The following is a 12,840-nucleotide window of genomic DNA, read 5'->3' as shown; positions in this document are numbered from 1 at the left end:
AATACAAGTCAAGGACGGGTGCTCTAAAAACATCCGCGGTACCACCTTAAATTTACAGACACTACGCCTGTACACTCTGCAGGATACTAACATATCCCTCGCAACTGACGTATGCGTCACGTCGCAGAATAATCAGAAGTTTATCTCCAAATACACTTCCTTTAACTGCGCCCTCCGTGGTCCATTTGATGCACTGCGTTGTGCGAGGCTCTCAGTAATCCCCACTCCCTGTAACTGCACGTTACAACGTTATCTCCACTTCATTGGTTTAAAGTTGTTATTCGATTAACTAGAGTATAACGGGACAGGCAAAAAGAAGTCAAGGGTTTTATTAACAAAACATTAAAGAACGGATATTTAAATCATTATATCTTAATTATTCATATCATATGCTCATTGCAACTTCTTTATCCATTTTAGGTATCTCAGAAATAAAATTCATTATTTTATCCTTTGAAAGGTTTCTAAAACTATAAGTTATGAAACCGATAAATTAAGTAAAAAAAGCCAATTAAGTGTAAATTGTAATTTTATTTTGCATTAAATTTAAGGGGTGCTTTGCACTAATAAATCGAGTAGGAGACTAGCCATTAATTGGCTAGTCTCCTACTCGATTTAAAATAGTCCTTTTTTCAATATATAAATACTTTAACTGCCATAAGCATACCCTTTTTCCAGTTCGTCTTTACTTGTAGTTATTTCTATTGTGATATGATCCTTTACACCCGATGTATGGGCAAGCTCTGCAATTTCTTCTTTGATTTCCCTAGTCTTGTTTATATCGGAAGAGTCTATAAGAACCGTAACGATAAGGGCATTTTCTTCTCCGTCCAGTGACCAAATGTGAAAATGAGAGAGGTCCTTTACAGCAGGAATATTGTTAATGGAGTTCGCCAGGTTCTCTACGTTTACATTTTCCGGCGAACCGTTCAATAAAATTTTCATTGTACTGAAAAATTCAGGTACAGTTTTATAGAGGATATAGAGTGCTATCAAAATCGATAAGATTGGATCCAATCGATAAGCCTCGGTAAAGTTCATTACGATACTCACAACCAAGACCCCAATCCACCCTAATACATCTTCTAGCATATGCAGGTTCAACATGCCTTCGTTTTTAGATGACCCTTTGCTTAGAATCCAAGCCGCATATCCATTCAATCCAATAGCCACGAGTGAAAGCCAAAACATGCCACTGTAATTAACCGGTTGCGGATCAATCAAACGTGGGATACTTCGGTAAATCATAAAAAATGAGCCGCCGATCAGTACTACTCCAGTTATCAACGCCCCTAATAATGAAAAGCGGTTATAACCAAAAGTGAACTGTTCATCTTGCTGCTTTTCTGAGTACCCCTGGAAAAACCAAGCGAATCCAATAGAAATGGAATCTCCTAAATCATGAACGGCGTCGGACATAATTGACACACTATTGAAAAGAGCCCCAAAGAAAAATTCAATCATGGAAAAAATAAAGTTGGTGAAAAAAGCAATTTTAATATTCTTATTCGGTTGATTTTGGTGCGAGTGATTTTCTTGTTTCTCTGACTTTGAAATTTTAAAAACCTCCATTTAGTTTTATACCTTATTAGCTTTTATTGTTCTTGTTCATTGATATGAGTTAAGACTTGTTCGAGAATACTGAAAACATGAAGATCATCAAGACTGTAAACCATGCTTTTCCCTTCTCTTCTTGCCTTCACTAAACGTGAATCTTTCAATATTTTTAGTTGGTGTGAAATCGCGGACTGTTCCATATCCAATGCAAGCACAATGTTTCCAACACTGAGCTCTTCTTTCTGTAAAAGAAAGAGAATTGACAAGCGTGTAGGGTCACTAATCACTTTGAATACTTTGCTTATTGATTGGATCTTCTCTTTATTGATTGGCGAAGTTGTTGATGTATCCATATGCTCTTATTCCTCTCACATGATTTTCCATTCATATATATAATACCACATGAGTAAAACGATGCTAGTTTTTTGTTTATAGACAAAATTAAGACTTTTGTATCAGCAATAGTAGTCCATTTGAATAAGAAGCATCTTGTCTTGACAAAACTTATAGAGCACTATAAAATGAACGCATAGACATATGATTTGTTATTCATATGTAAAACGTAAAGATTCCGATTTACATATGGGACAACTGAAAGGAGTCAGAGACAATGGAAATTACATGAATACTTCTCTTCTTTTAGTGGGAATTTGTGTGATTTAATAAGTAAATGAATGGAAATCAAAGGAATTATATAGGAAGGTGATAAAAATGGAAACTATCGAAGAACAACAATCTCAAGAAAAACATAATCACAACCACGACCATGATCACGGGAAAATGCCAATCGTTTTATACTTTATTGGTTTGGCATTGGCAATTGTTGCATTGTTCTTAAGTGGAGAATATCAATTAATTAAAAACATCATGTTCTCACTCGCCACAATTAGTGCGGGCTATCATGTCATTGTTCTGGAAGGTCTTGGAGAGACAATTGAGAATACAAAAGCAAATAATAAGTTTACGCCTAATTCTCATATTTTAATGGGATTAGCGGCTATAGGAGCTTCAGCGATAGGGAATTTTTGGGAAGGAACGTTGTTGATTCTCATTTTTTCAGGCGCACATTTCCTGGAAGATTACGCTGAAGGAAGAAGTAAACGAGAAATCACGAAATTACTCGAAATGAATCCAACGACTGCCCGGTTAATCCAGCCTGATGGCAGTACAAAAAATGTTGACGTCAGTGAATTAAAAGTGGGAGATCAACTTCAAGTATTGAATGGCGATCAAGTCCCCATTGATGGCGTCATTTTGTCAGGCTCTACGTCCATTGATGAGTCGTCTATTAATGGAGAAAGTATCCCAAAAGAGAAGTCCAAAGGAGACGACGTTTTCGGAAGTACAATCAATGGAACAGGTACTTTCACAATGGAAGTCACTAAAGAAAATAAAGATACAGTATTTTCAAAAATTTTACAGTTAGTAAACCAGAACCAAGACAACCAAACAAAAGCTGCGAGTATAATCCAAAAATTTGAACCGAAATACGTTACAGTTGTTTTAATTGCCATTCCGTTATTCATGTTATTGGCTCCTTTTCTCCTAGACTGGACATGGTCACAAAGTATCTATAGAGGATTGGTCCTTTTAGTGGCAGCTTCACCCTGTGCTTTAGCAGCAGCTACTGTATCGGTAACTTTATCGACGACTTCTAACTTGGCCAAAAAAGGCGTCCTTTCAAAAGGTAGTTCTTACCTGTCTCAATTAGCCGATACTCAAGCCATTGCATTTGATAAGACCGGAACTTTGACCAAAGGAAAACCTGAAGTAACCAATTATTATTTTGCTGATTCCGTGAACGAAGAAAATATGATTGATATCGTGGTAGCTCTTGAAAAAGAATCCAATCACCCCTTAGCAGATGCCATTCTAAGAAAGTTTGAACAAAAAAATCAACTGACTATTGAAGTAGAAAATCAGATTGGTAAAGGGTTGACAGGAGATTACAACGGCAAAAATTATCGGATCGGAAAACCAACTTCATTTGACGAGGTTGCAAATGAATATATTCGTTTAAATAATGAGTGGGCATCAGAAGGTAAGACAGTCGTATATGTAGCAGAAGATGAGAATGTCATTGGACTTATAGCTCTCATGGACGTTCCAAGTGAACATGCAAAGGAAACTATTAAATACTTTAAAGAACAAGGCATACACACCACTCTAATCACTGGCGACTCAGAAATGACAGGAAAAGCAGTTGCTGAACAATTAGGAATAGATGAAGTAATCGCGAATGTCATGCCAGAAGATAAATCTCGAATTATAGACGAGCAAAAAGAGAAATACGGCGTAACAGCAATGGTGGGTGATGGTGTAAATGATGCCCCAGCCCTTGTGAATGCAAATGTAGGGATTGCCATGGGAGACGGAACCGATGTAGCAGTAGAGGTGTCTGATTTAGTTTTAATGCAGGATGACTTATCTAAATTGGTTAAAGCTCATGGAATTTCTTCTAAAATGAATCGTGTCATATGGCAAAACATCCTTTTTTCAATGGCAGTCGTAGCCTTTTTAATTATTGCTAGTTTCTTAGGTTTGACGGATATTGCAATTAGTGTCATTATTCATGAAGGAAGTACGTTGGTCGTTATTCTGAATGGACTTCGTTTATTAAAATCTAATTAATTCTATCAAAACCCATAAAGCTAGGGTATAGTAATAACTGTCTGAAGTTAATATGCCTTTAACGTTCTAAAAACGTTAGAGGCATATTTTTTATAAATTACTTTGTCTCAAAAACAATCGATTATGAGACTGTTTTGAGAAGCGACTCTTTCTTCTCTAAAAGCGCTCTTTTTTAGTCTCAAAAGTTGTATCAATATCTATGTATCTTTAACAACCCTTTGTGATACAATGAGGGTAACAAAGGGGGTTAGAACTGTGAGCGGATATATCTACGGATACGCGCGCGTCAGCACGCAACACCAGGATCTGAATCGGCAGCTAGACTTGCTAGCGAAACAAAATTGCAACGAAATCTTGACGGAGAAAATGACAGGGACGAAGAGCAATCGTCCTGAGTTGAACCGTCTAAAGGATAAATTGCGACCTGGGGACACGGTGGTGGTGGAGAGCTTCTCCCGCTTGGGACGAAGCACCAAGGATCTGATTGACCTGGTCACCTACTTCGAGGAGCAGGACGTGAAGCTGGTCAGCCTGAAGGAGAACTTCGATACAACCACCCCGCAGGGGAGGCTCATGATGACCGTTTTCCAGGCCTTCAGCCAATTCGAGCGTGATTTGATTGTGGAGCGGACGAAAGAGGGGCTCCAGAGTGCCCGTGCCCGAGGTCGGATAGGCGGAAGACCACGTGTGAACAAACGTGATATTGAACGAGCCGTGAAACTGTATGAGAGCAAAGCGTATAGTGGCAAAGAGATTACAGAAATGACTGGTATCAGTAAAGCTACTCTCTATCGATATATAAAGAGTAAGAAAAAATAACGCATTTTGAGCCAATTTCATATTTAAAAGTGAGTCACTTATTCACGTTACTGAGCTAAAAAGTATTTTTACCCATATCTTTCGTTAAGATTTATATTGCAACCTATAGTTAGGGGTACCGCCAACATTTCGGAAATTTTGTACGTTAAGGGAATTTCAACCTAAAAAAGTCGAATTCCTGTACGCTAAGGAACCGACTTTTTTAGATTGGCTTTCTCAATTATAGCCACCGGATAGTTTGAGTGTATTTTCTTCACATAGTTAAGCTACTATAAATAAGAGCTTACCCTGCACAACAAGATAATTTCGAAACATCCTTATCAAAGGTAAGAGCAGCTAATTTTAATCCTTCTGCCATTGTTAAATATGGTGCAAGGCTGTCTTTTAAATCCTCGACTGTTAATCCAAACTTAACGGCTAATGTCGCCGCATATATCACATCTCCTGCATTTTCAGATACGATATGAACCCCTAGTAATTTTGAAGTTTTTGCATCGGCAACAAGCTTAAAAACGCCTGTTGTTTCACGATTTACTATTGCTCTTGGAACTGCATCTAAAGGCAATACAGATTTTTTTACTTCATAGCCTTTTTCTTTTGCTTGTTCTTCTGTTAAACCAACCGTTGCAATCGAAGGATTTGTAAAAATTACGCCAGGAACAACGGATAAATCTAATTTTTTATTTAATCCGCCAATCGCATTATCGGCAACAATTCCACCTTCATATGCTGCTACATAAACGAATTGAGGTCCTAATGTTACATCGCCTGCAGCATAAATCTTTTCATTACTTGTCCTAGCGTAGTCATTTATCAGGATTTCTTTTCGTTTTCCAACTTCAACCCCTGCGGCACTTAATTTCAAAGCATCTGTATTTGGTTTTCTTCCTGTTGCAACAAGTAACTGCTCTGATTCCACCACTTTTTTCTTACCATCTACTGTTACATGAACCTTTTTGATTTGCCCCTCTTGTTCTACACGCTCAAAAGTTGCCCCTTTTACAAGGTTAATACCTTGTTCAATTAACGCTTTTTCTACGGCTTCTGAAATTTCTTGATCATATTCTTTTAAAAGTCGCTCACTTCTTTGCATAAGCGTGACTTCTGAACCTAAATTATGAAACAATTGCCCAAGTTCCATTCCGATATATCCTGAACCAATAACCGTTAATCGTTTTGGTACCGTTTTTAATTCAAGTAATGTTGTACTTGTTAGATAATCCACTTTTTCAAGTCCTGAAATCGGCGGTAAGGAAGGAGAAACGCCCGTTGCAATTAAGAAACGCTTTGCAGAAAGTTTCTTCCCGTTAACTTCAACTGTATTTTCATCAACAAATATTGCTTCACCTTCAATTAACTCAAAGCCATATTCATCAATTAAATTGACATATTTTTGATTCCGAAGTTCGCTTACTAACTCATCTTTATGCTTTACTAAAGGAGCTAATTCCACTTTTCCAGCAGATGTTTGTAAACCTATAAATGGGTTGACTTTTGCCAAATGATTGATTTCCCCAGCTCTAAGAAGTGTTTTTGATGGCACACAACCAATATTTACACATGTTCCCCCAACGGTTCCACGCTCAATCATAGCTACTTTTGCCCCATATTCAACCGATTTAATCGCAGCCGAAAAAGCAGCCCCGCCAGAACCAATGATAAGTAAGTCATAGTCTCCCTCATCACCTAAAACTATTTTTTCTTCAGATTGTACTTCTTCTATTTCTCCAGGCTGGTATTTTGCTTCATCAATTGCCTTTTTTGCACTTTCCACTCCAATATCATCGGGTAATTCAAATACTGCTTCACCACGACGAAAACTAGCTTCAATGTTCTTAGCTCCCACATTTTCAAGTGCTACGGCTACATGTTCTTCACAACCTGTACAAGTCATTCCTTGAATATTTATCTTTAATTTATTCATTAACTCAACCTCCTGTTTTATCTTAAATTTTCCTATTTCCTTATTTCATACCCTAAATCAGTAATTATTTCTTCAATTTCTTCTAAACTAGTTTTCGATTTATCAAATGTAAGTTAGGTTTCTCCTGATCCTTCAACTTCTATATCTTGAATACCCTCTAAATTAGAAACGGCGGAACTCACCGTAAAAGCGCAAGATACTCAAGTAAAACCATCTATTTTAAACGAAACAGATTCTAAGTTTTCTGATGGAACCTCACTTGTTTTTGAACCTTCTTCAACTGCTTTTTGACCACACCCAGAAAGGACAACAACCAATCCAAATATAATGAATAGATATATTAAATATTTCATCATGCCTTATATCCCCTGACTGAACAATGTATAGATAAGCATTACCCCAGAAACGATTGTACTAACCCATAACAACTTCTTCGTTTTCTTTGAACTATTTTTTTGTTTCCATACAAGTAAATGAGCAAAAGAAAGCATAATAACAGTGATAACAATAAACCAAATTCGATATGGCGCAAACGTAACGGCAAGTGTTCCAGCTAAACCACTTAGACCAAGTGGTATTAAGATCGCTAAGCCAATTCAACAAAGACTTGCTAAAAAAGCTGAAAACATCGAAGCAATTGCAACAACTCTTTCTTTCATTTTTTACATCTTCTTATTTTTATATGATTTTTCATATTTAGAATAAGCATAAAAAGTTAAACCAAGAAAAACAGCTAAAACAGGAATCAGAACAAAATCTAAATAGCCTGTTATTGCACCTAATCCAAGCGTACCTAATAAAATAACTAAAATAGGCGTAGCCCAACATAACAAAACCAAAAATGTACCTATAAGCCCTGCAATAAAGGTCTTTTTATGTTTCATTTCAAAATTCCTTTCATTCTTCCTCAATTAGGGTTTCAATTATCGGACAAGCATGTAAACTTTTTTCATCTGGACATCGTTGTTTTAAGTCGTCTAACATAGTTTCAATTCGTTTTAAATCCTCTATTTGTTTTTGAACTTCCTTTTGTTTTTTAGAAACAAATTCGAACATATCTTGACAACGAACTTCAACTTTATCTACAACACCAAATAATTTATAAATCTCGTTTAAAGAAAATCCAAGTCTCTGTATTCGTTTAATAAACCCAACACGCTTAACGTCATCATATGAATATATCCGATAACCAGCTTTCGTTCGGGAAGGTTCTTGTAATAAATTTTTTTGTTCGTAATATCTAATCGTCTCTTTATTTACCCCACATTTTTCTGCAAATGCAGTAATACGATAACTCACATAGTTCACCCCTAAATAATAATAAACCGCGTACCATAGTACGCGGTCAAGTATAATACATTTTTCTTCTTCAAGTGTCTTGCTTGTACTTTAAGGGAGCCTATCAACTCCACTTGGTTATTATTGTGATCTACTCAAACATTATAGTCAAATGACCATTTGATTGTATTTATTATTCCATTAGAGGACGCTTTCGGAGTAACGAGCAAAGCCCAATTTCTCATTTTAATGCTGAGAAATTGGGCTTTTTTTATATTCGTAAATTGCAATATTAACTTATAGTGCAAGATAACGCTTAAAACAGATGCAAGATAACTCCTAAAGTGACAACTATAAAAATATCTAAAAATAAAAAAACGTATTCATAAGTTAAGACTTTAGACAACATCCCAAAAGCAGAAGATTCTACTACGCCTGACAAAGTGATGACCTTTAGTAGCATGGGGAACATGGTCGCCATTGACGGCAAACAGTTCGACATGGACCGGATCGATTTACGCGCTAAGGTCGGGGAAAAGGAAGTTTGGGAGATTAAAAACACACGGGACATGATGGGTGGCATGATCCATCCTTTCCACCTGCATGGCGTCCAGTTCAAGGTGATAATCCGGAATGGCAACGCCCCACCAGCCAATGAACAAGGTTGGAAAGACACCATCGCACTTTATCCAGGCGATAGCGTTAGGATTGAAGTCACATTCCCAGAAAAGGGGATTTTTTATTTACCATTGCCATATCCTAGAGCACGAAGACAATGGCATGATGGGTCAAGTTTTAGTAGAATGAAGATACCAACGAAATTGGAGGAGAAAGATTACGTGAAGATTTTAATTGTGGACGACGAAGCAAGCATTCTGGATATCGTGGAAGCCTATTTGAGTGCAAAAGGCTATCAAGTGTTTCGCGCTTTGAGCGGAAACGAGGCTTTAACAAAGGTTGATGTTGTCCAACCTGACTTGATTGTGTTGGATCTCATGCTGCCTGGTTTATCTGGCCTCGAAGTCTGTAAAAAAATAAGGGACTCCTCCACTGTACCGATTATCATGTTGACTGCGAAAACAGCCGAAAAAGATATCTTGGAAGGGTTAAGCCTGGGGGCTGATGACTACATCACAAAACCATTCAGCCCGAAAGAGCTGGTTGCTCGGGTCGAAACCGTTTTACGCCGTGTCCAACCAGAATACCGAGAAGAAAAGTGGTCTTTCGAAGAAGGTTTGCTGGTTATCTACCCGGATCGAAAACAAGTATTCAAACAAGCTGAAGAAATCATTTTGACCCCGACCGAGTATGCTTTATTAGCCCTTCTGGCCTCACATCCAAAGCGCCTATTTTCACGGGAACAGCTGCTGGACGCTGTGAAAGGACTCGATTTTGATGGAACGGATCGGGTGATCGATACCCACATCAAAAATATCCGTCAAAAAATTGAGGACGACACGCGCAACCCCTACTTCATCTTAACCGCATATGGAACGGGGTATCGATTTGGTGGTCAAAAATGAAGCGAACCATTAAATGGCAACTCTTGCTCTCGTTTGTTTCTCTGTCCTTTATCTTAGTGGGGACCCTCAGCTGGATAACACTAAACTTAATGGAAAGCCACTTCGAAGACTATGTGCGCGAAAGGCAAGAATCAGAGTTAACAGCATACCAGACTGAGTTAGAAAACTTCTATCGGAAAACGGGTACTTGGGCAGATGCCCCTCCAACAATCCAAAATATTGGACGCGATGCTCTCCAGAAAGGCATTATCCTAAAAGTATATGACCATGCTGGCAACCAAGTATGGGGCCCCTCTCCCTCAGAGGAAGAAGAGTCAAAAAATAGGATTCAAACCCACCTCCTAAATATGGAGCAGATAATGGGCGATATAGAGAGTGGCTACGTGCAGACAATCGTTCCCCTCGGTAGCGAAACAGACCCAATCGGTTCTCTCGAAGTGCAATCCGTTGGACCTTTCGCTTACACGGAACATGATGCGTTATTCCTTGCCGATATGAGGAACAACTTGATTTTTGTAGCGATTGGGTCCCTAATTATCTCCTTTTTTTTCGCGTTATTGATTGCCAAAAAATTGAGTTCACCAATCGTCAGAATACAGAATTTTACGACGGAAATTGCGAAGGGTCACTACAGTCACCTGGCGATTGAGGAAACAGGGATTCAGGAAATTGACAGCCTCTTGGATTCCGTGGATGAATTGTCTGGGCAACTCCAACGCCAACAAGAGATTCGTAACCGCCTTTCCTCTGACATCGCACATGAAATCAGGACACCATTGACGACTTTGAAAGGCAATATTGAGGCCATGATTGACGGGGTCTGGGAAGTATCGGAAGAACGCCTCTACCACTGTTACGAGGAAGTCAACCGCATTGCCCGCCTGATCGGACAAATTGATCGGATCAATGAAATTGAAAGCCATGAAAGCCAGCTGCAGAAGTCATCCTTTGATTTGCTAGAACTTACGCAACAAGTTGCCGGCACCTTTCAAGCTTTGTTGATTGAGAAGGGCATTGAATGTGCCATTAACGGAGAAGCGGTTTTAATTTCTGCTGATCGAGATAAGATTCATCAAGTGGTAACTAATCTCTTGTACAATGCAATTAAATTTACCCCTTCCGGTGGCCACATTAATCTTCAGGTTTCCCAAATTAGTGGCGTAGCTTCCTTTAAGATAACCGATACCGGTCAAGGAATCCCTCCAAATGAAATCAATCAAGTTTTTGAAAGGTTCTATATGGCTGAACCCTCTAGGAACAGGAAACTGGGTGGCCAAGGGATTGGTTTATCGATTGTTAAAGGAATTGTGAACGCCCACCATGGGACCATCTCTGTCGAAAGCACATACGGAAAAGGGACGACTTTTGTTGTCAGTCTTCCGCTAGAAAGCCACATAAAAGCATAAAAGAGGCACTCCCATTATGGTGGAGTGCCTCTTTTTTCCCTATTTGTTGGCAGTTTGATACATTTTGTTTGGCAAGGTTCTGCTTTTTTCACTGAGCCATCACATCTATGTCTGACTCTTCTGGATTTTCAGTTACAATTTCAATTAATAATCGGTGAGGTAGATTGAGACTCGTCTCCCCAGGAGATTGAATCCAATCTCTTCGCACCGCAATCTGGTACGGACTGTTGTCTTCCTTATTTCGAATCCGTTCGCCGTCTATCTAGACAATATTGTATTTACCGGGTGCCGGATAGTAGGTAATGAGTCTGTGTTCCTCATTTCCTGTCAGTAGGAAACGATCTACCTCTTCGCCATTAATCGAGATAACCGCGTAAACATTGTTATTATCATTATTCGTCTGTTGGACTGCAAAGATAGCCGTCGGTAAAAAAGACAAAACAATAAGGGGGAAGATAATAACGACATCAAAGGGTTTTACCATTCTTATGTACTTCGTTATCATTATTTTTCCTCCTTTTTTTATTTATCTTCTCGTCAGCAGTTTACTCCAAGTGCTTTTTACGCTTCAGGTATTCCTCTTCTGTCAGGTTTCCTTTGGCAAACTCTTTTTGTAGGACCTCCAAAGGCGTTTCTTTTTCAACCGTCCGATTCCCCTTATCGGAAACAAGTTTAATGAAAAGATACACCACAATAATCACTAGGATGATCCAAAATATTCCCATAAACATCATGTACCCCATTCCGCCCCATGTCAAGCTGTTCCAATATTCCATCATGATAAAAACGCTCCTCTCTATATTTTAGACGTGGCCCATGTGATTTAGTGCTCTTCCTTCAGCTTCCATCCTTCTAGATAGTAGGCTTTTGGCGGATAATCCCGTCTACGGTAAATCCAAATGGCGATGGCGCCAACGAACAAGAGGAGGGACAACCCTTGGGACACCCTTAAAAAATCACCCATCCATAAACTGTCGGTGCGCATACCTTCGATAAAGAAGCGCCCCACCGAATACCAAATAACATAGCTGAGGGCCACTTCGCCTCGTCGCAACAAGTTTTTCCGATTCCTCAACATGATAATGATGACAAAGCCTAAGAGGCTCCACAAGGACTCGTACAGGAATGTCGGATGGTAGTAGGTGCCATTAATTTGCATTTGATCAATAATAAACTTTGGCAGGTAAAGGTTCTCCAAAAAGGTGCGGGTCACTACTTCCCCATGGGCCTCCTGGTTGATAAAGTTCCCCCATCGGCCAATGGACTGCGCCAACAGAACATAGGGCGCCAGTATATCGAGCATCAATGAAAAAGGGATCCCTTTTTTCTTCGTGAACCAGTACACGGCCAGCCCCCCTGCAATCAAACCGCCATAAATGGCGATGCCGCCTTGCCAAATGGCGATGATTTCAAGCGGTTTCTTGATATAATACTCCCATTGAAAAAGAACGTAATAAATTCTTGCTCCGATAAGTCCAAGGGGGATAGCCCACATTGCCATATCTGTAATGTCCTCTTCGCCCAAGCCTCTTTTCTTTCCTTCCTTAGAGGCAAGTGTGATGGCAAGCAACATAGCAGCCCCAATGATAATCCCATACCAGTAGACGGTGAATGGGCCAAAGGAAAACGCGACGCGGTCGATTGTTCCGACAATTGATTTCATAACTTACTCCTTACTGATTTTCATTCTGTATCCCGTTCG

Annotated in this window: 13 protein-coding genes and 2 pseudogenes; 5 read left to right on the top strand and 10 right to left on the bottom strand. The window is 39.2% G+C overall.

What is annotated here, in order from left to right; genetic code table 11:
• Window positions 1–648: 648 nt before the first annotated feature.
• Both AC973_RS05920 and AC973_RS05915 read right to left on the bottom strand, forming a co-directional pair.
• Complete coding sequence (locus tag AC973_RS05920) at window positions 649–1,572, bottom strand: cation diffusion facilitator family transporter (RefSeq protein ID WP_048728535.1); 924 nt, start codon at window positions 1,570–1,572, stop codon at window positions 649–651.
• A 23-nt stretch (window positions 1,573–1,595) separates the two neighbouring features.
• The gene (locus AC973_RS05915; RefSeq protein WP_048728532.1) at window positions 1,596–1,910 is read right to left on the bottom strand and encodes an ArsR/SmtB family transcription factor; all 315 of its coding nucleotides are present in this window, start codon (window positions 1,908–1,910) and stop codon (window positions 1,596–1,598) included.
• Between the two features lie 358 nt (window positions 1,911–2,268).
• On the opposite strand from AC973_RS05915, the gene AC973_RS05910 reads away from it, so the two are divergent.
• Together AC973_RS05910 and AC973_RS05905 are read left to right on the top strand one after the other, a co-directional pair.
• Window positions 2,269–4,188, top strand: coding sequence for a heavy metal translocating P-type ATPase (locus AC973_RS05910; RefSeq protein ID WP_048728529.1), 1,920 nt, complete (start codon window positions 2,269–2,271; stop codon window positions 4,186–4,188).
• Between the two features lie 255 nt (window positions 4,189–4,443).
• Window positions 4,444–5,007, top strand: coding sequence for a recombinase family protein (locus AC973_RS05905; protein ID WP_048728526.1), 564 nt, complete (start codon window positions 4,444–4,446; stop codon window positions 5,005–5,007).
• A gap of 283 nt (window positions 5,008–5,290) precedes the next feature.
• Here the strand turns inward: AC973_RS05905 and merA are convergent, their stop codons facing one another.
• The 5 genes from merA to merR form a co-directional block, all read right to left on the bottom strand.
• Window positions 5,291–6,931 carry a mercury(II) reductase gene (gene merA / locus AC973_RS05900; RefSeq protein WP_048728523.1) on the bottom strand — a complete coding sequence of 547 codons (1,641 nt, stop codon included), beginning with the start codon at window positions 6,929–6,931 and terminating at the stop codon, window positions 5,291–5,293.
• A 200-nt stretch (window positions 6,932–7,131) separates the two neighbouring features.
• Window positions 7,132–7,287, bottom strand: a complete 156-nt coding sequence (locus tag AC973_RS09965) for a hypothetical protein (protein ID WP_002360746.1) — start codon at window positions 7,285–7,287, stop codon at window positions 7,132–7,134.
• Window positions 7,288–7,290: 3 nt separating this feature from the next.
• Entirely contained in the window at window positions 7,291–7,590 is a 300-nt protein-coding gene (locus tag AC973_RS10135; protein WP_250634606.1) for a mercuric transporter MerT family protein, read from the bottom strand.
• Window positions 7,591–7,593: 3 nt separating this feature from the next.
• Entirely contained in the window at window positions 7,594–7,815 is a 222-nt protein-coding gene (merF, locus tag AC973_RS05895) for a mercury resistance system transport protein MerF (protein ID WP_048728520.1), read from the bottom strand.
• Between the two features lie 13 nt (window positions 7,816–7,828).
• Window positions 7,829–8,230, bottom strand: coding sequence for an Hg(II)-responsive transcriptional regulator (gene merR, locus AC973_RS05890; RefSeq protein ID WP_048728516.1), 402 nt, complete (start codon window positions 8,228–8,230; stop codon window positions 7,829–7,831).
• 425 nt (window positions 8,231–8,655) lie between these two features.
• Between merR and AC973_RS10040 the strand changes: the two are divergent.
• From AC973_RS10040 to AC973_RS05880, 3 genes and pseudogenes are all read left to right on the top strand, one after another.
• Window positions 8,656–8,892: pseudogene (locus AC973_RS10040) on the top strand (multicopper oxidase domain-containing protein); the annotation flags it as partial.
• 156 nt (window positions 8,893–9,048) lie between these two features.
• Window positions 9,049–9,732, top strand: coding sequence for a response regulator transcription factor (locus AC973_RS10035; protein WP_048728602.1), 684 nt, complete (start codon window positions 9,049–9,051; stop codon window positions 9,730–9,732).
• Window positions 9,729–11,138 carry a sensor histidine kinase gene (locus tag AC973_RS05880; protein WP_048728514.1) on the top strand — a complete coding sequence of 470 codons (1,410 nt, stop codon included), beginning with the start codon at window positions 9,729–9,731 and terminating at the stop codon, window positions 11,136–11,138. The genes AC973_RS10035 and AC973_RS05880 overlap by 4 nt, the downstream gene beginning before the upstream one ends.
• Before the next feature lie 88 nt (window positions 11,139–11,226).
• On the opposite strand, the pseudogene AC973_RS10155 reads toward AC973_RS05880, so the two are convergent.
• The 3 genes and pseudogenes from AC973_RS10155 to lgt all read right to left on the bottom strand — a co-directional run bounded on the left by AC973_RS10155 (window position 11,227) and on the right by lgt (window position 12,801).
• Window positions 11,227–11,643 (bottom strand): annotated as a pseudogene (locus AC973_RS10155) (NusG domain II-containing protein).
• Between the two features lie 40 nt (window positions 11,644–11,683).
• Window positions 11,684–11,917 (bottom strand): SHOCT domain-containing protein, encoded by a 234-nt coding sequence (locus AC973_RS05870; RefSeq protein ID WP_002328833.1) that lies wholly within the window; start codon window positions 11,915–11,917, stop codon window positions 11,684–11,686.
• 44 nt (window positions 11,918–11,961) lie between these two features.
• Window positions 11,962–12,801, bottom strand: coding sequence for a prolipoprotein diacylglyceryl transferase (gene lgt / locus AC973_RS05865; RefSeq protein WP_048728509.1), 840 nt, complete (start codon window positions 12,799–12,801; stop codon window positions 11,962–11,964).
• Between the last annotated feature and the right edge of the window lie 39 nt (window positions 12,802–12,840).

The sequence above is a fragment of the Carnobacterium sp. 1290_CSPC genome, assembly GCF_001053265.1.
Taxonomy (GTDB): domain Bacteria; phylum Bacillota; class Bacilli; order Lactobacillales; family Aerococcaceae; genus Aerococcus; species Aerococcus urinaeequi.
Note: the sequence above shows the minus strand (reverse complement) of the source record. Positions and strands in the feature narration are given on the sequence as shown.